Origin of the sequence: Streptomyces sp. AK02-01A (assembly GCF_033795305.1) — a bacterium.
Classification (GTDB): Bacteria; Actinomycetota; Actinomycetes; order Streptomycetales; family Streptomycetaceae; genus Streptomyces.
Genome location: NZ_JARBAE010000071.1, coordinates 1 through 21,013, shown reverse-complemented (window position 1 = coordinate 21,013; position 21,013 = coordinate 1). Strand labels below are relative to the sequence as shown.

The window sequence follows — 21,013 nt, the reverse complement described above, 5'->3', positions numbered from 1 at the left end:
GCGCTCGACAGCCTGTCACTGGATTGCCGGGCCGCACGCGCCGTAAATCATGCAGTCCAGGACACCACCGCGGAACGACACCCGGCGACAACCCGCACCACACCACCGACCCCCGCCCAAACCGGACCGCAACCCGCAACCCCCGCCGGAGGCGACCCGCACCACCGGCCCGTACCCGCACAAGCCCGCAACCCCCGCCGGAGGCGACCCGCAACCCCCGCCGGAGGCGCACCGGTAGTGACAGGTCAAGATTCAATCCGTAGGCTCCTGAATATGGATATGCACACTGTCGTGGTGGGGACGTCCGGGACGACCGCCGAGGACGTCATCGCCGTGGCCCGCGGCCGCGCTCGGGTCGAGCTCTCCGCCGAGGCCGTCGCCGCGCTCGCCGCCGCCCGGGAGGTCGTGGAGGCGCTCGCCGCCAAGCCCGAGCCCGTGTACGGCGTCTCGACCGGGTTCGGCGCTCTCGCCACCCGGCACATCAGCCAGGACCTCCGCGCGCAGTTGCAGCGGAACATCGTGCGCAGTCACGCCGCCGGCATGGGACCGCACGTCGAGCGGGATGTCGTGCGCGCGCTGATGTTCCTGCGGCTCAAGACCGTCGCGTCCGGGCGCACCGGCGTGCGCCCGGAGGTCGCCCAGACCATGGCGGACGTGCTGAACGCCGGGATCACGCCCGTCGTGCACGAATTCGGCTCCCTTGGTTGCTCCGGCGATCTCGCGCCGCTCTCGCACTGCGCGCTGACCCTGATGGGCGAAGGCGAAGCCGAGGGTCCCGACGGTGTGCTGCGACCGGCCGGTGAGCTGCTCGCGCGGCACGGCATCACTCCGGTCGTGCTGCGCGAGAAGGAGGGACTCGCGCTGCTCAACGGCACCGACGGCATGCTCGGCATGCTGGTCATGGCCCTCGCCGACCTGCACCGTCTGTACACCTCGGCCGACATCACCGCCGCGCTCAGCCTGGAGGCCCTCCTCGGCTCCGCCAAGGTCCTCGCGCCCGAGCTGCACGCCATCCGGCCGCATCCCGGACAGGGCGCCAGCGCCGACAACATGCTGCGCGTGCTCGCCGGCTCCGGTCTGACGGGCCACTTCCAGGAGGACGAGGCGCCGCGCGTCCAGGACGCGTACTCGGTGCGGTGCGCTCCGCAGGTCGCCGGCGCGGGCCGGGACACACTCGCGTACGCCCGGCTCGTCGCCGACCGTGAGCTGGCCGCCGCCGTCGACAATCCCGTGGTCCTGCCGGACGGCCGCGTCGAGTCCAACGGCAACTTCCACGGCGCACCGGTGGCCTATGTCCTGGACTTCCTGGCCATCGCCGCCGCCGATCTGGGATCCATCGCGGAGCGCCGTACGGACCGGCTGCTGGACAAGAACCGTTCGCACGGCCTGCCGCCGTTTCTCGCCGACGACGCCGGTGTCGACTCGGGCCTGATGATCGCGCAGTACACCCAGGCCGCGCTGGTCAGCGAGATGAAGCGGCTGGCCGTCCCGGCCTCCGTCGACTCCATCCCGTCCTCCGCGATGCAGGAGGACCATGTCTCCATGGGCTGGTCGGCCGCGCGCAAGCTCAGGACGGCCGTCGACAATCTGACCCGGATCATCGCCGTGGAGATGTACGCGGCGACGCGCGCGATCGAGCTGCGGGAGGGCCTGACGCCCGCGCCCGCCTCGCGGGCCGCCATCGCCGCGCTGCGTGCCGCCGGGGTCCAGGGCCCGGGCCCGGACCGGTTCCTCGCACCCGATCTCGCCGCGGCCGACGCGTTCGTACGCGGAGGCGGCCTGGTCGCGGCGGTGGAGCCGGTGACGGGGCCGCTGGCCTGAGAGCACCCGACAGGCGCGGGAAACGCGAAGGGGGCCGCCCGGCTGCCGGGCGGCCCCCTCCGTACGCGTGGAGCTGGTTCAGAGCGTGCGCGTGCCTCTGCGGGCCCAGTACGCGACGAAAGTCGCGCCGAGGCCGAGGAAGGCGCTTCCGCCGAACAGGTACGGCGTGGTGTCCACGCGGCCCGTATCTGCGAAGGCGAGCTGCTGTGAGCTGTCCGGTCTTCCGGAGGTGAAGCTCTGGGCTGATGCCGCGGACGGCTGCCCCGGACCGCCCTGTTCATCGGTGGCGTTCGCGGAGGGAACGAACCACAGAGCACAGAGCAGGGTTCCGGCGGCGGTAGCGGTCAGCAGCGGTCGGCGGGCGATGGACACGTGATCGATCCCCTTTGTGACAACGCCGAATTGGCTGGGTGCGCTGATGCTAATGAAAGCAGCGGGTCGTATGAAAGTCGCGGAGGCCGGGGGCCCAGCGCTCCGTCGCATGACCTCTTCTGAGACGTCACGGTATGTGAGACTAGGACGTGTCTGACAGATAGCGCCGTCCGCCCGGAGGGCGGGGCCTGCGACGTCTGGTGCGTGCGATCCCAAGGCGGAGGATCATCCGTGTACTGGACGTACTCGGATGACTCCGACAACGCGGTGAGCGTGCGTGCCAGGCGTCGCAGGCCAGGCGGGATGTGTCAGACAGGGCCTAAGGGCGGTCCCGTCATCCCCGGTGGATCAGCGCCCGGCGTCGGATGCGGTGTATCGCACGGCGGAGGGGCGCTCGCAGGGATCGGCCGTGGCCCAGCTTGTGGAGCCGTTCGGCCTGGTCGGCGCGGTGCCGGGAGTGGAGCTGACGCAGGCGTCCTGGCGCGGCGAACTGATCGGCCACGACCCGGACGCGGTGGAATGGGACCTCGACGAGGACGACGAGACCGACGCGGACGCCGACGCGGAAGCGGACGGCGACACGCGTGGCGAGGTCTACCACGAGAGCGTGACACTCTGGTAGCACCGGTCCGCCTCATTCGACGGGCTCCTCGCTCGCCCATGCGGCAGGGTGAGTGGTGTGCACCACATATCCGGCCGATGTGGAACCGGACGAACCGGTAAGGGTGTTCTTAAAGGTTGTCGGCAGACATTCGGCGATGATGGAGAAGCGTGTGATGACGGACAGCAAGCGGCGCAAAAGCATTATGGCCGCGTCCGCACTGCTCGGCGGCGTGCTGGTGCTTTCGGCCTGTAGCAGCGGTGGTGACGCGGGAGGCGGCAGCCCCACGAAGTCGTCGTCGCAGGCCCAGGTCGATGAAGCGGCCGCCAAAGAGACGTCCGAGGCCCAGATAGCCATCTCGCCCAAGAACGGGGCGACGAACGCGAGCATCAACAACGCCGCCAAGGTCACGGTGACCAAGGGCACTCTCACCGCCGTCACCATGACCACCGCTGACGGCACCGAGGTCAAGGGCACGCTGGCCGACGACGCCAAGACCTGGAAGCCGGACGGTCAGCTCAACCGTTCCACCACATACAAGATCTCCGCGACGGCGAAGGACGGCAAGGGCCGCGAGGCCCACGAGAACTCCTCCTTCACCACCGTGTCGCCCGCCAACAGCTTCATCGGGAACTTCACGCCCGAGGACGGCTCCACGGTCGGTGTCGGAATGCCCGTCTCGATCAACTTCGACAAGGCGATCACCGACAAGAAGGCCGTGCAGGAAGGCGTCACGGTGACGTCGAGCAGTGGCCAGGAGGTCGTCGGCCACTGGTTCAGCGCGCAGCGCCTCGACTTCCGTCCGCAGGACTACTGGCAGGGCGGCTCGAAGGTCACTCTGGAGCTGAACCTCGACGGAGTCGAGGGCGCTCCCGGTGTCTTCGGTGTCCAGCAGAAGACGGTCAACTTCACCATCGGCCGTAACCAGGTCAGCACGGTGGACGCGGCAGCCCACACCATGACCGTCACGCGGGACGGCCAGACGGTCAGGACCATCCCGATCTCCTCCGGTTCGCCGGACAATCCGACGTACAACGGCGCGATGGTGATCTCCGAGAAGTTCAAGGAGACCCGGATGAACGGCGCGACGGTCGGCTTCACGGACGACGACGGCAAGGGCGAGTACGACATCAAGGACGTCCCGCACGCCATGCGGCTCTCCACGTCCGGCACCTTCATCCACGGTAACTACTGGGGCCCGAAGTCCGTCTTCGGCACCACCAACACCAGCCACGGCTGTGTGGGCCTGGAGGACGTGAAGGGCGCGGGCGACGACAGCCGGCCGGCCGCCTGGTTCTACAACAACTCGATCGTCGGTGACGTGGTCGTCGTCAAGAACTCTCCGGACAAGACGATCAAGCCCGACAACGGCCTCAACGGCTGGAACCTGAACTGGAACGACTGGCTCGCGGGCTCCGCGGCCTGAGCCGGCGGGACGGTCCCGTCCGGCCCGTCCCGCTTCGTACGCCCTCGGCGGCGGCACCCTCCCGGTGCCGCCGCCGTTCGCGTTCTCATCCAGCTCTCACCGCGGCCTCAACTCCTCATCACGACCGGTGCCTAGCTTCACGGTCATGTTCTTCATCTACCTCCGGCGCGAGCTGCGCCGCCGCAGAAAGGCGGCGCTCGTCGTCGCCTCGGGGCTCGCCCTGGGCATCGCACTGGTGATCGTCGTCAGTTCGGTCTCCGCCGGTATGAGCCAGGCGCAGGACAAGGTCCTGCAATCGCTGTACGGCCTCGGCACGGACATGACCGTCACCAAGGCCGCGGCGCCGCCCGGCGACGGCGACACCGCCCGCCGGCCGCGCTTCGAGTTCGACGCCAAGGGCGACGACGACGCCGCACAGAGCACTGACCGCGTGCTGGTCCAGGGCTTCCAGACGCTGGCCTCCTCGGCCGTCACCGAGGTCGGCGGCCAGAAAGGAGTCGCGGAGGCCGTCGGCGGGCTGAGCCTGAACGTGCTGAAGGTCGACGGCCAGTTCAAGCGCGGCGAGTTCACGCCGCGGGAGGGCGGCGGCAAGGGCGGACCCGGCGGCGGTACGGGCGGCGCCGGAGGAGAGGTCACCGGCGGCGGCGCCGCGTTCGACGTCAACTCCTACTCGGTGTACGGCACCGATGTCGGCGCGCCCGCGCTCGGCCCGCTGACCTCCTCCAGGATCACTTCGGGCCGTACGTTCAAGGCCACCGAGACCGACGCGGCGGTGGCGGTCGTCGACAGCGCGTACGCCAAGGAGAAGAGCCTCGCGGTCGACAAGACCGTCACCATCTCCGGGACGAAGTTCACCGTCGTCGGTGTCGCCACCGCCGACAGCGGAGACGCCGCCGCCAACCTCTACATCCCGCTGAAGCGGGCCCAGACCCTGGCCGACTCCAAGGACAAGGTCACCACGGTCTACGTCAAGGCCGCCGACTCGCAGCAGATCGACAGCGTCAAGTCCGCCATCCAGCAGAACATCGCGGGCACGACCGTCACCACCTCGGCCGATCTCGCGGACACCGTCTCCGGCTCGCTGTCCACCGCCGCCGACCTCGCCTCGAACGTCGGCACATGGCTGTCCGTCGCCGTGCTGATCGCCGCCTTCCTGGTCGCCGGACTGCTCACCTCCTCGGCGGTCAGCCGCCGGGTGCGGGAGTTCGGCACTCTCAAGGCGCTCGGCTGGAAGAGCGGCCGGGTCACTCGCCAGGTGGTCGGCGAGGCCCTGGTCAACGGGCTGCTCGGCGGGGCGCTCGGGATCGCGCTCGGGGTCGGCGGCGCCTATCTGGTCACGGCCGTCAGCCCGACCCTCACGGCGCAGCTCGGCGCGACGGGCGGCGGAGCCGGCGGCGGCCTCGGCGGCGGACTCGCCAGAGCCATGGGACCGGGCGGCGGACCGGGCGGACAGGGCGCGTCCAAGGCGCTCGACATCGCTCTCACCGCGCCTGTCTCCGTCGCCACCATCGGCGTCGCCGTGGCGCTCGCCGTCGGCGGCGGCCTGATCGCGGGCGGCTTCGGCGGCTGGCGCGCCTCCCGGCTGCGCCCCGCGGACGCGCTGCGCCGCGTCGAGTGACCCATACCCTTCCGTACCGCAGGAGTTGCACGATGTACCAGCTCAGAGGCGTCACCAAGCGCTACCGGCGCGGCAACAAGACCGTCGACGCGCTCGCCGGGGTCGATCTGACCATTGAGGACGGCGGCCGGCTCGTCATCCAGGGCCCCACCGGCGGCGGCAAGTCCACTCTCCTCCAGATGCTCGGCGGTCTCGACAGGCCGACCGAGGGCAGTATCGAATTCGACGGAGTGGATCTGGCCGCGCTGCCCGAGGCCCGGCTCACCAAGGTGCGGGCGGAGTCCATCGGCTTTGTCTTCCAGAGCTTCAACCTCATTCCCACGCTGACCGCGCAGGAGAATGTCGAGACGGCGCTCGTGCCGCTCGGCCTGAAAGGCGCGGCCCGGCGCGAACGGGCCGCCGGAGCACTGGACTCCGTGGGCCTCGGCGAGCGGCTCGGTCATCTGCCGGGTGAGCTCTCCGGCGGCCAGCAGCAGCGTGTCGCCATCGCCCGCGCTCTGGTGAAGCGGCCGAAGGTGCTGCTCGCCGATGAACCCACGGGAAATCTCGACGAGTCGATGCGTGACGAGATCATGGAGCTGCTGGAGGGCCTCTGGAAAGAGCACGGCCTGACCTTCATCATGGTCACTCACGACAGCTCCATCGCCCGCCGCGCCCCGCGGCTCGCCACGATCCGCAAGGGACGGGTCACGGTCACCGAGAACGCGGCCGCCTGAGGTGTGTCGCGCCCCGGGCGCGCGGTCCGGGCCGTGCCGGGTGCTTGTGCCGCCGGGAGCCCGCTGTGGCGCCTGGGACACAAGCGTCCGCCTCGCTCTGTCCGTTCGCCCGGACGTCCCTGTAAGCAGGGGGCGTTACCACTCTCGTACGCGTAGGTTCGGTCCATGCTGATCACTCTGGGAAGCCCGCCCTCGGACGCCGAGACAGACGCCTGGCACGCGGTGGTCGTCGCGGCTCATGTCCTCGATCTGCCGGCCTCGGTGCCCGAGCCGAGCAGGGCGGAGACGGCGGGCAGGCTCAGGCTGCCGCCGGTGAGCGGAAGGAACGTTCATCTCGCGATGACGGCGGAGGACGGCTCGTACGAAGGAGTCGCCTCGCTGCTTCTGTTCGCCGACGAGGCCAACCGCCACACGGCCGTCCTGGAGAGCCTGGTGGTCCGTCCGGACGCCCGGCGGCACGGAGTCGGCGCGGCGCTCTGGGGCGCGATACGTGACGAACTCGCCGCGGCGGGACGTACGTCGGTCTCGGCCATGCTCGAACTCGGCGGCGCGGGTCAGGCGTTCGTCGACAGCCTCGGCTTCACCAATGTGCTGGCGCTCGGCTGGTACGTACAGCGGGTCCGGCGGGCGGTGGCGGAGATACCGGAGACCGCGCTGCCCGACGGGCTCCGTTTCGCCGACTGGCAGGGCGTGGTCCCGGACCGGTGGGCCGAGGCGTTCGCCGTGGCCCATGACGCCGTACGGGACGCGCCGGGCGGAGACATGGCGGAGCGGGCGCCGGACTGGGACGTGGGCAGAGCGCGGGCCGCGGCCCGGCTGATCGAGGACCGAGGCGGAGTGATCCTCACCTCGGCGGTGCTCGACACCACCGACGGCGACGCGGTCGTCGCGTACACCGAGGCCGTGCTGCGCGACCCGGCGGACACCCGCGCGCTCCAGTACGACACGGTGGTGGTTCCGGCGCACCGGGGCCGCGGCCTGGGCCGCGCCGTCAAACGCCGGCTGCTGGGAAGGCTGCACGAACTGCTTCCCGGCGTACGGGAGATCAGCACCACCGTCGCCGACGACAACACGTCGATGCGGGCGGTGAACGAGGCCCTCGGCTATCGGCGTGAGCGTTCCGCCGGGATCTTTCGGGTGAAGCTCCAGGACCTGCCGGTGACGGCCGCCGACGTCAAAGACGCCTGATCGCCTCGCGGGTGCTGCCAGGTCCTCCCGCGTGGCGCGGCCTGACATGGCGTCCCGGGCCCGATCGCGGCCTGCCTCCGGCCGGCGCCGACGAGATGCCGGGCAGCGTGCTACTCATGACGTCCGACCACCGCATCGCCCGCACCTCCGTGTGATGACCTCCGAACAGACCGACTCGGAACGGAAAGCCGCCACCTCATGCACAAAAGCGTCTCCCGTCGTGCCGCCCTCGCCACCCTCACCGGCCTCGCGGCCCTCCCGCTCACCGGATGCCGGACGACCGCGCCGGAGGCGGCACGACCGGCTCCTTCCGGCTCCAGGCCCTCGGCCTCGGCACCGCCCAGGCCGCGTACGGAGCCGGAGTTCGGCGAGCTGGAGCGGAAGTTCGACGCGCGGCTGGGTGTCTACGCGCTCGACACCGGCAGCGGCAGGTCCGTCGTCCACCGGCCCGACGAACGCTTCGCCTACGCCTCCACCTGCAAGGCGCTGCTCGCCGCCGCCGTGCTGGACAAGAACTCGCTCAAGCAGCTCGACCGGCGTGTGCGGTACCGCGGCGCCGCTCTCGTCGGCCACTCGCCCATCACTCAGCAGCATGTCACCTCCGGTCTGACGTTGCGTCAACTGTGCGACGCCGCCGTCCGCTACAGCGACAACGGCGCGGCCAATCTCCTCTTCCGTGAACTCGGCGGCCCCAGGGGCTTACAGAACGCGCTCATCGACATCGGTGACCGCGTCACCCGGTGCGACCGCTTCGAAGTCGACCTCAGCGACGCCGTGCCCGGCGACATCCGTGACACCAGCACACCCCGCGCACTCGCCACCGACCTGCGCACCTATGTCCTCGGCAACACGCTCGCCGCCGACAAACGAGCCCTGCTGACCGACTGGCTCAAACGCAACACCACCGGCGACACACTCATCCGCTCCGGCGCACCGGCCGGCTGGCGCGTCGGTGACAAAACCGGCACCGGCGGCTACGGCACCCGCAATGACATCGCCATCGTCTGGCCGCCCGACGCCGCCCCGATCGCCATCGCCGTCCTCTCCCGACGCGATGTCTACGGCGCCAAGCGCGACGACGCCCTGATCGCGCGGGCCGCCGAAGTCGCCCTCGACACGCTGGCCAAGCCCTACTGACGAGGCGCGGGCGTACACGCGTGCGGCGCCGACCGTCCCGGCGGGCCCTCCGGCGTGAGCACGCGTGGCAGCCGGTAGGCCGAGTTCAGCCGGGCGCTCGCCGTCCCGGCCGGCCACCACATCAGGCGTCCGCTCGACACTGACCGTCCCCCCGCTGATCCCCATCCCGCCGAGATTAAGGCGTCAGATGGATGTTCCGCCGGAGTATCGGATGCCGGGTGGATGTCCCGCCGGACCACGGTGGCGGGACATCCAGGCGCCTCGGACGACTGTGTGGTTCAGGAGACCGGATTGCCGACGAGCTGGACCGGTCCGTTCAGCTCGTTCGCGGTGCAGCCCGGGCCGGTGAGGGTCAGCCGCCGCACCGTGTTCACCACGGAGAGCGGACCGGTCAGCGAGGTGCCGCAGAGGTGCACGGTGTTCGCGCCGACGGCCTGGACCGGGCCGGTGATCTCGGCGCCGTTGGCCACCAGGCCGGCTCCGGCGCCGACCACGACCGGGCCGGTCACCTGGGCGCGGTCCAGGCAGGTGACTCCGGAGGAGATGACCAGCGGACCGGTGTGCTCGCCGGTCAGTGTCCTGGTGCAGGCGGGCGTGGGCGCGACCGTGCCGCGGAAGTCCAGCGCGAAGGCGAGCTTGCCGGGCTTCTCGTCGGAGATCGGCGCGCTCAGCTTCCCGAACTCGCCGCCGGTCGGCTTCTTCCCGTCGTTCCACTCGTCCATCCGGCCCAGCTCGTCGGCGGTGCGGCCGTCGGCGATGACGGTGTCACCGGCCACCGCGGACATGGCCTCGGAGGCGGCACGGACCGCGGACAGATAGGAGGCGGCGTCGTCCAGCCGGTACGTGTCGAGGTCCACCCGCTCACGCAGCCAGGTGCCCCACAGGAACTCCAGGTACTCCGCCGCGTCGTCGGGAGCCTGGTAGCCGATGTCGCGTGTGAAGTAGACGAGGCTGCGGTAGCGGTCGTCGTGGAAGCGGGCCAGGCCGAGGCGCTGCGGAAGCTGGTCCGTGGTGATCGGCTTGTTGTTCTCGTCGCGCAGCCAGACCCAGTCGCGGTCCCGCATGGTGTCCCAGAAGGCGGCGGTCGAGAGGTCGCTCAGATTGCCGGTGACCCGCAGCCGGATACGCGTCTTGGGACCGCCGTCGGCCGCCTCCAGAAAGGACGTCAGCGTGTGGTGTCCGTCGGTGAGATACAGCGCGCCGCCGGGGCCTATGACGACCGTCTTCATCGCGGCCCGTGTCTCGTCGGTCTCCTCGCCGAGCGGGACGGTGCAGGTGAAGCTGGACGGGTCGGAGAGCCTGGCGCCGGCCGTCACCGTCGCCGCCTCCTCCTGGCCGTTCGTCTCGCACCAGTCGTCGAACCGCTTGTTGAAGTCGCCGGCCTCCTCGTCCTTCGTGCTGCCGTACCGGCCGAGCTTGTAGTAGATCTGGTCGAAGCCGATGGAGGGCTGGGTGGGCCGGAGCTGGTCCAGCGTGACATCGAGGAGGTCACCGGTCCGCGCGCACAGCGCCGCGCCGTCCGGTCCGCCGCAGTCCGGTCCGCTCGCAGCGGCGGCGGGTCCACCGCCGGCGAGGACACCGCCCAGTGCGAGAGCGCCTGCCGCCAGACCCGCCGCCAGGGCGCGCAGGACGCCGGCGGGCCTTCCGCCGGCCGGTGCTGAGACGCCGGATGCGCTGGGCCGCGTACGGGCTGAGCCGGTCATACAGTCTCCACGTGGTGTGCGTGCGGGACCGCACCCGTACGAGCGGGGCGGAAGGATCGCCATATCCACTCATCTCTCCCCGTCCCGGCCGGTGGCTCCCGTCCGTCGGGAGAGTGGCGGCCAGGTGAACGCCCGCCGCCGAGACCGCTCCGGCGGCCCAATCGCCGTACGGCCAGGGGCCGTCGTACGGCCACGGCCACGGAACAACGGTCATGGGCCGTGCACGGCACCGCGGTTGTCCGGCGACGGATCAGTACGGCGGCGAGCGGGGCGGAGACCTGCCGGAGCGCGCGCGTACAGCCTCAGCCGTCTTACCGGCGGCGATCGTCCGCCAGGACCCGCAGCAGATCACCCTCGCAGGACAGCGCGGCGGTCCGCAGCGCGACGATCCGCGCGCGCTGCTCGTCCGCGGGCAGCGCGCGCAGCGCGTCCCAGGCCGGCTCGGCCCGCGCGAGCGCGTCGGAGCGCAGCCAACTGGTGCCGGGCAGCGGCTTCAGCTCTCCGGTGAACCAGGCCGCGGCCACCGTCCGCGCGGCCAGTTCGCGCACGGCCTTGTCCTCGTCGTACAACCGCGTCTGCTCCTCCGTCAGATACTCCGGGTCCGGTTCGACACACGCGGCCGTTCCGGCGCCCGCCAGCAGCAGGCGGGTGGCCTCCTCCTTCGTCATCCGGCGCAGCGCCTGGAGGTCGGCATCGATGGGCACGGTGCTCGCGGCCCGGGTGAGCCGCGCACCCGGCGGCCACGCGTCGGTCGTCTCACGCACCGCCGTCGGCGGATCGGGCAGCGTGGCCAGCAGCCGCAGCGCCTCCTCGCCGGGACCGGTGAGCCACGCGAGCCGCGACGCGTGCAGTCTCGTCACACAGACCCGGCCTTCGCACACCAGCGCGGTGGCCGTCGTGTCGACCGTGTGATTCCGCTGCCGGTCCGCCGGCAGCAGCGGCAGCGCGAGCGCGGCGCCCAGGACCACCGGCAGCAGCGCGAGCAGCCGTGCGCGCGGCTTCCGCGCCACCAGCAGCAGGAATCCGGTCGCGGCGAGACCGAGCAGCCAGACGGCCTGCCCGGCGCTGACACGCCCGGCGACGGCCAGGAACGGACTGCTTTCGCCGTTGAGCGACGGAGAGAGCAGCATGATCCGGTTCGGCGCCAGATCCTTCATGACCGTGTCACTGAGGACCAGCACGGCCGCCAGTGTCGCGACGGCAAGCACCGGCGGAGTCAGCGCGGACGGTACGGTCCGCGCCACACCCATGCCCAGCCAGACACCGGCGACCAGCGCCAGCGCACCCACCAGCAGAACCGGCAGCCAGCCGGACGCCGTGTAGCCGTCTTCGGCGATCACCCGCACCGCGCCGTAGAGGAACACCAGCACATAGGCGGCGGTCAGCGTGAGCGCCGGAGCGCCCGCCGTCCTGGCCGCGCGCTGCCACGCCGGACGCGCGGTGGCCGTGAGGAGTTCGTCCATACCGGAGCGGTGGTCCCGCAGACCCAGCACCGCTCCGCCCGCCACGGACAGCGGCCACAGCAGCACCAGCAGAAAGCGCTCCCACAGTGCGGTGGACGCCCACTGCGCCGTCCACAACCAGGGGCCCTTCGACCAGGGCCCGCTGAGGAACTGGAGGAAGGCGACCGAGCCCACCAGCACCAGCACGCCCAGCCAGAGCGCCGCCGACCGCCGGAGTTCGATCCGCAGGATCCGACCGCGTGGCAGGGCCTTGCGCCGTACCGGCACGACCGGGCCGGCCGGACTCACCGGGTCCACCGGCGCCGCCGGTTTCACCAGGCGCCCCGTCCCGGCTCGGTGCGCATGAGCAGCGCCGCGTAACCGCGCTCGATCGGGCTGTCGCCGGCGTGCTCGGGCCCGCCCGCGTCGGCGAGCTGTCCCGGTGTGCCCCGGAAGACGAGCCGGCCGTCCGCGATGAGCACCACATCCGTACAGGCGGCGGCCACATCCTCGACGAGATGCGTGGACACCACGACACAGGTGTCCGCGCCGAGTCGCTGCAACAGCTCACGGAAGCGGAGCCGCTGCGCCGGGTCGAGCCCGGCGGTCGGCTCGTCGAGCAGCAGGATCCGCGGATCGTTGACGATCGCCTGCGCGATTCCCACGCGCCGCACCATGCCGCCGGACAGGGTCTTCATCCGGTCGTCGGCGCGGTCGGCGAGCCCGACCCGCTCGACCGCGCGCTGGACCGCCGCCGGGATGCCGGCGGCGGGGACCTCCTTGAGCCACGCCATGTACTCGACGAACTCACGGACGGTGAAACGCCGGTAATAGCCGAACTCCTGCGGCAGATAGCCGATCCGGCGCCGCAGCTCACGCCGGCCCGCCTGGGCGTCGGCGGCGGTGCCCAGCAGTTCGAGGGTCCCGCCGGCCGGCCGGAGGACGGTGGCGAGGGCCCGGATGAGCGTGGTCTTCCCGGCGCCGTTGGGCCCGAGCAGTCCGTGTACTCCGGTGCCGAGGGCCAGATCCAGTCCATTGACGGCCATCGTGCGGCCACCGGCCCGGACGGTCAGTCCCTCGGCCCGGATCTCCCAGGCGTACGGCGTGGGTGCCACCTCGGCCGCGGTCACGGCGCGCGTCATGGCGTCGCTCCTTCAGTCGTCATCGGTACGGACCCTTTCTGAATTGACGGAGCGTCAGAAGACGGACGGCGCAGGCGGTGTGGCGCCGGAGCGGTCCCGGCTGTCAGTGGTGGGCGCCGAGGAGGGTGTACGCGCCTCTGCGGGCGATCACCACCGCCACGCCCAGCGCCAGCACGGCGCCCCACACCGGCAGGGAATCCGTCCGCAGCGCGAAGGACATACGGCTCAGCGCCACGGTCGGCGTGACGATCACCGCCGCCCACACCGCCACCAGCGCGACGGCGGCGCGCGTCACACCGATCAGCCCGCCGAGCGCGAGCGTGCCGGCGGTGAAGGCCAGACAGGGCAGCAGCCACAGCGCGACCGTGGTGCCGGTGAGCCCTCCGGCCACCAGCAGCAGGCAGATCACCACGACGAGCACCGACGCCGTACGCCGGAGGACCAGTTCGAGACCGGCGCGCGGTGTCGCGGCGGTGAGTTCGTACGACGGATCGATCCCGCGCGCCCAGGAGGCGGCGACTCCCAGGACGGGCAGCACCGGAGCCACCAGCAGCACCCCCGAGATCTCCTCGCCGGGATGGCCGCCCGACCGCCCGGCCGTGATGTCGAAGACCACGGCGAGCAGGGCGACGAAGGCGGCCATGCACAGCCACGGCACCATCACCGGCGAGGCCCAGGCCGAGAGGGCCGGTGCCCACCGGCGGCGCGGCGGCATCGGTGCGATGTCCGGCAGCAGCGGTCCCAGCTCCGCCCAGACGCCGTCGACCAGCGCGGTCACCGCCGGTGCCCGTTCCTCCGCGACGGCGGAGAGCCGGGCCCGGCACACCGCGCACGCCTCAAGATGGGCTTCGAGCGCCCAGATCTCGTCGCCCGAGATCCCGGTATCGCCGCGCGCGTAACGGCCGATGAGCCGCTCGGACGCATGTTCCACGCTCATGCCAGCGCCTCTCGCATCGCTCTCCGTGCCCGCCGGGCGCGGGTCTTGACGGTGCCTTCCGGCAGTCCGAGCAGAACGGCGGTCTCCCGTACGGACAGCCCGTCCAGGACCATGGCCCGCAGGACGTCCTGGAGTTCGGGCGCCAGCCGCCGCAGAGCGTCGCCGACCTCGCCGTCCACCGTCGCCGCCAGCACCTCGTCCTCGGCGGCGGGCGAGACGGCCCTGGCGGTCTCGGCCGTCATCGCGGCGGGCGGCCGCGCGTGGTGTGCGCGACGGCGGAAGGCGTCGACGAGACGGCGCGCCGCTATCGTCCACAGCCAGCCGACGGCCGACCCACCGACCGAGGCGCCCGCGAACGCGCCGGCGGCACGCCACACCGCCAGATAGGTCTCCTGCATGACCTCGGCGACGATCTGCTCATCCGCGCAGCGCCGCCGCAACCGCACCGCCAGCCAGGGCGCCGTACGCCGGTACAGCTCTTCGAACGCGGCGCGGTCGCCCTTGGCGACGAGCCGGACGAGCCGCTCCTCGTCCAGCTCCGCCGGCTTGCCTCTGCTTGACCTCACACCCGCAAGACGCGCGGGACCGGCGCCAGGTTTTCCTGTGGCTGTGGTCTGCGTCACAGTCCGGCTCGTGGTGGGTTGTCGTCAACGCGCCGAACGGCGGTCCATTGGACAGCCCTCAGCCGGGCCCTGGCCGGCGCTCGTCCGAGGCCCGCCGGACGAGCCCTTCATCCTCTTCCCGGCTGTCGTCCCGCACCTCGGCGAGCGCCCGCGCCGCGGCGAGGTTGTTCATGACGCGCTCCTCGCCCTGGCGGTCACCGATGGTGCGGAACTCCTCCAGCGCGCGCCGGTAGGTGGTCAGGGCCTCGTCGATCCGGCCGCTCTGGGTGAGCGCTCCGGCGAGGTTGTTCATGGTGCGCGCCTCGCCGCCGCGATTGCCGACGTCATGGAACTTGTCGAGTGCCCGCCGGTACACACTGACGGATTCGCCGGCCAGTCCCGAAGCCATCAGCGCGCTGCCCAGATTGGACAGCGCGGAGCCCAGCCGGGGATGGTCGTCCGGCAGATCGGCCGCGGCCTGCCGCGCCAGGTCGATCGCCTCCGTCAGATCTCCGTTGTACCGCGAACGCTCGTAGCGGATACGCAGAGCGCTGCTCAGGCTGACCAGTGCGGCGGCTCGCTGCGGCAGTCCGGGCGGCAGCCTCACCACGGCGTCCCGGCCCCAGGCGATCGCCTCGTCCAGGTCGTCCCAGTCGCCGGTGACCGTCGCCCGCGTATGGAGAGCGCTGATCAGATTGGGAATCGTGGCGCTCAACGCCGGGTGGTTTCCGTACTGTTCCTGCGTCCCGTGGGCGTCCCAGAGACAGGCGATGGCCGCGTCCAGGTCCGACGGCGAGGCGGTGAGCTGGAATCGCGCCATCCGGATCAGCCCGAGGTTGGACAGGATCGTCGTACGCAGCGGGCCCGGTGGCGTGGCCGAAAGGACCTTTTCCAGTGTGTCGATGGCGCTGTCCGCCTCGTCGACACGGGAGTACGTCCCTTGCGACGATTCGAGAATCTCCACCGCTCTCGACGCCGTCTCCGCGTCGATCTCGTGGTCACTGCTCATAGCCCAGACCCATCCGCAGGCGCGCACTGATCCAGTAGCGCGCCAGTCCCTCGTCGTAGATTTCGATCGTCTCTGATCCGCTCTGCACCCTGATGACCACTCTCGCGTCATCAGCCGGCTGAGCGGCGCGGGGCCTCGGGACGGCGGCCTCCGGTGGCGGATGCACATGCACATCGCCATTGATCTCCCGCGCCTGGATGCTGGGCCCCACGATCCGGGAGTGCCCGTCGATCGCGTTGGTGTGTTCGGAGGCCGGCGGCGCCGGGTCCGCCTCCGGGCCGCCGCTGAACCGTGCCTCGCCTCGGACGGCCCTGTACCACAGCGACTCCCACCACTGCGGTGGCTGGACCTCGTAGGTGTTGCCGCCGACCCGCAAGGCGATGTCGTTGAGCAGACCGACGAACGCCTGAAGCTCCGTCGGCGAGTCGGGGGCCGCCTCGTCGCGCAGCCAGCTACTCACCACGAAGGTCGTCAGCCGGCGCTCAGCGGGCAACTGGTCGTGCAATTGCGCGAGCAGGATGTCCAGGCCGGGGTTTCCCGCCTCCGCGTACAGGCGCCGCAATTCCTGCCCGAAGCCTTGCGCGGCGCCGTCCACTGTCCGCTTCTCCCATACCGATCCTGTGCCTCTGATCGAAGCCGCCCGCAGAAGCTCGCCCGGGTCTTGCAGCCAACAGGCTAGCCAATCGCCTCACTCCTTGGCGGTCGGACGTCCCTGGAGGAGCGGACGGCGCCCGGAGCGGCATGGTTCCCGCCGGCACTCCGCCAACCCGGCGCCGGGCTCACGCTGTTGCCGGCTCGCCGACATGACGAACCAGCAACCATGCCCGGTCCGTCAGTCGTTCATTGACCGCAGCGCGCCGAAAAGCGCGCGGAACCGATAGCGCACTCCTCTCTGCCAGCCATTGCGAAGATGGACGAAGGAACCTCGTGCCACACCTTCCGCCACCGAGTGCTGCGAGCCGATGCGCAGTGTCAGCCGCGCCGTCATCCGTTTGAACCAGACGGCGTACGGTCCGTGTTCTTCGGCTGCCAGGAGCATCAAGGTGTCCAGCAGTTCGATGGCCTCTGCTCGGCGCTCGCCTTTCCACGCTCCCATGCTGGCCATATTGGTCCACACGACCAGGCCGCAGTCTCCGTCGCCGACTTCCAGCGCCACGGCGAGGCTTCTCTCGAAGAGCCGGAGAGTCTCATCCCGAATGGATTCGTCATTCCTGTCCCGGCGCAAGGTGAGGATCGCCAGGTCCCGGAGAGCATGGACCTCCATTCGGCCGCCCGCCCCGCCGCCGAGCAGCGCCACCGCCTGTTCGTAGCTCGCCGCCGCCCGCTCCTCTCCGCTGGTGCGTACGGCGATGTCACCGAGCAGGACAAGGGTCGACGCCTGCTGTCCGAGGTCGTCCTGTTCGCGATGGATTTCCAGAGCCCGCTCGAAGAGTGTCCCCGCGTCGGAAAACCTCTGTAGCTTCAAGGCGAGATGACCGCGACAGCTCAAGGCCCTCGCCAGACTGTCGGCATCGCCGAGAGATTCTCTGAGGCCGATCTCTTCGTGGAAAAGGTCGTCCGCCTCGTCATTTTTGTGCGTCCGCGCCGAGAAATGGCCAAGGGCATGCAGCACCGCCGCGCGGGGCTTGAGGTTGTCCTGGGCGCTGGCCAGTTCCATGGCCCGGTCCAGCAGGCCCTTCTCCTCGCCGTACTTTCCTCTGAGGCGGGCGGAAACGGCGAGCGACAGGTTGCTGTACGCCTCGTTCATGGAATTCCCGCATGAATGATTGAGATCGATCGAGCGATACAGCAGGGCTTCGCCTTCGCGCAGCCGGTCGGTCTCCATCAAAAGCGTGCCCAAATTGTGTACGACAGCCGCCTCACCACCGGTGTCCGGCGCGTCCCGGTACACCTCCAGCGCCGACCGGTAGTGCGCCTCGGCCTCCTTGTGGCGTCCCATCTCCCGGAGCAGGGAGCCGAGCCTGTTCATGTTGTCCGCCTGCCGGCCGGGCCGGGCCGCGCTCCGATAGGCGGCTATGGCATCGACGAACATGGTTTCCGCTTCGGCGTGCCGTTCCGGAATCTCGGCGAGCAGAGTGGCCAACGAGTGAGTGACCGTGGCCTCACCCAGAAGATCCTCAAGCTCCCGGTAACCGGCCAGTGCCCGGCGGTAGTGATCCTCGGTCCGCTCCAGCTTGCCGCCTCGCGCGCGGTTCAGATCCGCTATGCGCCGCAGCGCGGACATTTCGCAGATACGGTCACCCACGTCAGCGAATACGACGGAGGCTCTCTCGAACATCCGGCTCGCGGTCGCGGGATCATCGGTGAACTTGAGCGTCGCGATGTCCCGGAGCAGATGGCCGATGGCTTTCTTTCTGCCGAGTGACTGGTTGATCCGCAGCGATTTCTCGTACAGCCGCACCGCTTCCTGGTGGTTCAGGTCCTTCTCGGCTATCCGGCCCAGCAGCCTGAGCGCCGTGGCCTGGCCTTTTCTGTTCTTTGCCGCGCGAAATCCTTCGAGTGCCTGCCGGAGCAGCGACTGCGCGTCATCGGAACGATCCTGGTCCAAAGCGATGCGCCCGCCGGTGAGCGCCGCGGACGCGGCGAATCCCGTGAAATGGCGGAACGTGTGCGGTGACTGCTCAGGAGCCGTGACGATCTCGATCAGTCGGAGCACCGCCTCCGCGTCACCGCTCTCCTCCAGCTCACGGCGGCGTTGCCGCCATCCGTTCACACACGCGTCGTCACCGGTGGCGAAGCGGTGGTAAGCCTCGTCCAGAAAGCTGTCCTGCTCGGCGAAATAGCGTGCGGCCTGTTCATGCAGAGCACGGCGGTACGACGGCTCCTCGCGATCAAGATAGGTATGGATCGCCAACCGCACGAGATCGTGAATACGCCGCTCGGCCCGCCCCTGAGGATCGCGTACGACACGCATGAAGGAGTAACCGCACAGCGTCTCGTACCACTCCGGCGACAACTCCGTCTCGTCGAGCAAGGTGCTGACCGCCTCCTTGGACACGCTGCGCAGTGTGGCGGCGGCCATCACCACTCGGCGCTGTTCCATCGGCAGGCGCCGCAAGAACTGGTTCGGAAGCCATTCGTCGGCGGGACGGCCGGCGGCGATCTCGGCCAGCCACTTGGGCGTGACGGCCTCGTCGGATTCCTGGCCGTGCTCGATCAACTCGGCCACCAGCGCCGTCCAGACGGGCACGCCCCGGCACACCGCGTGCACGGGACGGCTCAGTCTCTGAGCGTCGAGCCCGCAGGCTCTGAGGTACTCCGAGGTGTGCTCAAGCGCCCATTCGGTCAGCTCGATCCGCTCCGCGACGATCGCGGCGGGCAGGTCGACCGGCTCGCGGCCGGCCAGCACCACTCTCAGTCCGCGCGCCTCCGCCAGGAGCCGGGGCAGCAACTGGGCGGCGAACCACTGCGCGACGCCTCCCTGGCCGTCGCCGTGCTCGGCCTGCTCCACGGCCGCCTCGGTGAGGAGCCGCAACCGCTCACTCGTGTCCAGCAGCAGCACACAGCGGCGTCCGCGCAACTTCCTGGCCAGCCGGCACAGTTCGTCGGTGAGATTCTCCCGGTCCGCCGGGCCTCTGTCCGGTCTGGCGTCGACATGGATGGACGTCCCGGAGATCGAGCTGTTCTCCGTCGCGTTCATCTGCGCGTTGACGACGGTCGACGCCTGCGGCGCCGCGCGTACCCGGGCCCGGAAGCGGGCGTACCTGCGGCGGGCGAGCGGGGCCGGTCCCGACCAGTCGGCGATGACGCGCGCGATGCTGTCCACCAGCACCGCGGCCAGATCCCGCCGGAGGTCCGCGGCGCCTGTGTCCACGGCGAGGATCGGATCCAGATCGATGAGCTCGCAGCGCCGAGGTGCGGACGGGCCCTGCTGGAGGTGGTGCAGCAAGGCCGACTTTCCCTGCCCGGACACGCCCCAGTAGACCAGCGTCCGCGCCGGTGAGGACCGCACCGACAACAGCCTGTCGAAGGCCGACAGTGGTTCCTCGCGGTCGGTGAATCGTGCCGAATCGTTGTACATCACGCGCCCCCGATGGCCAACCCGATGCCCAGCCCGTCCGGCAAGCAGCGCCCTGGTGAGTGGAGTTGGCGCCGTCCCGGGTTGATGGAGCATCATAATGGCAGGATTTGTCGAAGTGCTCAGACAACCAGTGCACCGGGAGAATCATGGCCACGGTCAACCCTGGCGCGGGCGCGGCACTCTCCGTAGTGCTCGGCGCGGCATGCGGATATGTCACCAACCTGGTCACCGGCGAATGGAGCTGGTCCCTGGGAGCGGGCCTGGTGCTGCTGGTGGCGGCAGCGGCCGCGCTGGCCTGGTGGAACCACTCCCAGACGGCCGCCGCCGCGCGCCGTGCGACGGTCCGTCAGACAGCGACAGGACGCTCCGTCATCAGCGGCGCGCGTATCACCGCGCGAGGCGACTCGCTGATCACGGAGACGGCGGAGAACCAGGCCACGATCAAGGACTCGACGATCGAGACGACGCGCGGCGCGGAGGTGGAGCGCAAGGCCGACGACAGCAGGATCGAGAACAGTCATATCGTCACGGACTGAGCCACCGGCTGAAGCACCGCGCGCACGCGGCAGCGCGCCGCTCACCGGATCGGGACCGGTGAGCGGCGCGCTCGGTAGTGCCGCCGTGTCCGGCGGAGGAGGCTCAGCCCTGGGCCGGGGCCACGCCGATCGGGCACGAGACTCCCGTGCCGCCGATGCCGCAGTAGCCGCCCGGGTTCTTGTCGAGGTACTGCTGGTGATATGCCTCGGCCGGATAGAAGGTGCGGCCCTGGGCCGGGAGGATCTCCGTGGTGATCGTGGAGTAGCCGGAGCCCGTCAGTACCTTCTGGTACGACTCACGGGAGGCCTCTGCCGCCTTCTCCTGGGCCGGCGAGTGTGGGTAGATCGCTGAGCGGTACTGGGTGCCCACGTCATTGCCCTGGCGGAAGCCCTGGGTCGGGTTGTGGGACTCCCAGAAGAGCTTCAGCAGCTCCGCGTACGAGACGATCTTGGGGTCGTAGACCACGCGGACCGCTTCGGTGTGCCCGGTCAGGCCCGAGCAGACTTCCTCGTACGACGGGTTCGGTGTGGAGCCGCCCTGGTAGCCGACGAGCGTCGTCCAGACGCCCTCCGTCTGCCAGAACGTGCGCTCGGCGCCCCAGAAACAGCCCAGACCGAAGTCGGCCACCTCCAGGCCTTCCGGGTAGGGGCCGAGCAGCGGGTTGCCGAGGACCGTGTGGCGGGACGGCACCGAGAATTCAGGCTCGGGGCGGCCGCGCAGGGCCTGCTCGGGGGTGGGGAG

Annotated in this window: 18 protein-coding genes; 8 read left to right on the top strand and 10 right to left on the bottom strand. The window is 70.4% G+C overall.

Annotation, left to right across the window (positions count from 1 at the left end; all coding sequences use genetic code 11):
* Positions 1-273: 273 nt before the first annotated feature.
* Complete coding sequence (gene hutH / locus PV679_RS34365; protein ID WP_319685031.1) at positions 274-1,821, top strand: histidine ammonia-lyase; 1,548 nt, start codon at positions 274-276, stop codon at positions 1,819-1,821.
* A 78-nt stretch (positions 1,822-1,899) separates the two neighbouring features.
* On the opposite strand, the gene PV679_RS34360 is transcribed toward hutH, so the two are convergent.
* On the bottom strand, positions 1,900-2,193 hold the full coding sequence (locus tag PV679_RS34360; RefSeq protein ID WP_319685029.1) for a hypothetical protein: 294 nt from the start codon (positions 2,191-2,193) through the stop codon (positions 1,900-1,902).
* Positions 2,194-2,602: 409 nt separating this feature from the next.
* On the opposite strand from PV679_RS34360, the gene PV679_RS34355 reads away from it, so the two are divergent.
* The 6 genes from PV679_RS34355 to bla all read left to right on the top strand — a co-directional run bounded on the left by PV679_RS34355 (position 2,603) and on the right by bla (position 8,879).
* A complete protein-coding gene (locus tag PV679_RS34355) occupies positions 2,603-2,815 on the top strand; it encodes a hypothetical protein (RefSeq protein ID WP_416069862.1) in 213 nt (70 codons plus the stop codon).
* Between the two features lie 139 nt (positions 2,816-2,954).
* Positions 2,955-4,220, top strand: coding sequence for a L,D-transpeptidase (locus tag PV679_RS34350; protein WP_319685032.1), 1,266 nt, complete (start codon positions 2,955-2,957; stop codon positions 4,218-4,220).
* 145 nt (positions 4,221-4,365) lie between these two features.
* Positions 4,366-5,838, top strand: coding sequence for an ABC transporter permease (locus tag PV679_RS34345; protein ID WP_319685024.1), 1,473 nt, complete (start codon positions 4,366-4,368; stop codon positions 5,836-5,838).
* Between the two features lie 32 nt (positions 5,839-5,870).
* Positions 5,871-6,554, top strand: a complete 684-nt coding sequence (locus PV679_RS34340) for an ABC transporter ATP-binding protein (RefSeq protein ID WP_319685022.1) — start codon at positions 5,871-5,873, stop codon at positions 6,552-6,554.
* Between the two features lie 165 nt (positions 6,555-6,719).
* On the top strand, positions 6,720-7,742 hold the full coding sequence (locus PV679_RS34335; RefSeq protein WP_319685020.1) for a GNAT family N-acetyltransferase: 1,023 nt from the start codon (positions 6,720-6,722) through the stop codon (positions 7,740-7,742).
* Between the two features lie 198 nt (positions 7,743-7,940).
* The gene (gene bla / locus PV679_RS34330) at positions 7,941-8,879 is read left to right on the top strand and encodes a class A beta-lactamase (protein WP_319685018.1); all 939 of its coding nucleotides are present in this window, start codon (positions 7,941-7,943) and stop codon (positions 8,877-8,879) included.
* A 278-nt stretch (positions 8,880-9,157) separates the two neighbouring features.
* On the opposite strand, the gene PV679_RS34325 is transcribed toward bla, so the two are convergent.
* The 8 genes from PV679_RS34325 to PV679_RS34290 all read right to left on the bottom strand — a co-directional run bounded on the left by PV679_RS34325 (position 9,158) and on the right by PV679_RS34290 (position 19,735).
* On the bottom strand, positions 9,158-10,582 hold the full coding sequence (locus PV679_RS34325; protein WP_319685017.1) for a ParB/Srx family N-terminal domain-containing protein: 1,425 nt from the start codon (positions 10,580-10,582) through the stop codon (positions 9,158-9,160).
* A 311-nt stretch (positions 10,583-10,893) separates the two neighbouring features.
* Entirely contained in the window at positions 10,894-12,360 is a 1,467-nt protein-coding gene (locus PV679_RS34320; protein ID WP_319685015.1) for a hypothetical protein, read from the bottom strand.
* A complete protein-coding gene (locus tag PV679_RS34315) occupies positions 12,357-13,166 on the bottom strand; it encodes an ABC transporter ATP-binding protein (RefSeq protein ID WP_319685013.1) in 810 nt (269 codons plus the stop codon). Before PV679_RS34315 ends, PV679_RS34320 begins: the two co-directional genes overlap by 4 nt.
* Positions 13,167-13,269: 103 nt before the next feature.
* On the bottom strand, positions 13,270-14,103 hold the full coding sequence (locus tag PV679_RS34310; RefSeq protein WP_319685011.1) for a zf-HC2 domain-containing protein: 834 nt from the start codon (positions 14,101-14,103) through the stop codon (positions 13,270-13,272).
* Positions 14,100-14,669: an RNA polymerase sigma factor gene (locus tag PV679_RS34305; RefSeq protein WP_319685009.1), complete on the bottom strand. Its 570-nt coding sequence runs from the start codon at positions 14,667-14,669 to the stop codon at positions 14,100-14,102. Before PV679_RS34305 ends, PV679_RS34310 begins: the two co-directional genes overlap by 4 nt.
* Positions 14,670-14,784: 115 nt before the next feature.
* Positions 14,785-15,714 (bottom strand): tetratricopeptide repeat protein, encoded by a 930-nt coding sequence (locus PV679_RS34300; protein ID WP_319685008.1) that lies wholly within the window; start codon positions 15,712-15,714, stop codon positions 14,785-14,787.
* Complete coding sequence (locus PV679_RS34295; protein WP_319685006.1) at positions 15,704-16,309, bottom strand: hypothetical protein; 606 nt, start codon at positions 16,307-16,309, stop codon at positions 15,704-15,706. The genes PV679_RS34300 and PV679_RS34295 overlap by 11 nt, the downstream gene beginning before the upstream one ends.
* Positions 16,310-16,546: 237 nt before the next feature.
* Entirely contained in the window at positions 16,547-19,735 is a 3,189-nt protein-coding gene (locus PV679_RS34290) for a tetratricopeptide repeat protein (RefSeq protein ID WP_319685004.1), read from the bottom strand.
* 146 nt (positions 19,736-19,881) lie between these two features.
* Here PV679_RS34290 and PV679_RS34285 point away from each other — a divergent pair, with 146 nt between their 5' ends.
* Positions 19,882-20,271 carry a hypothetical protein gene (locus tag PV679_RS34285; protein ID WP_319685002.1) on the top strand — a complete coding sequence of 130 codons (390 nt, stop codon included), beginning with the start codon at positions 19,882-19,884 and terminating at the stop codon, positions 20,269-20,271.
* 103 nt (positions 20,272-20,374) lie between these two features.
* Here the strand turns inward: PV679_RS34285 and msrA are convergent.
* The coding region (gene msrA / locus PV679_RS34280; protein ID WP_319685000.1) for a peptide-methionine (S)-S-oxide reductase MsrA at positions 20,375-21,013 on the bottom strand (639 nt) is incomplete at its 5' end.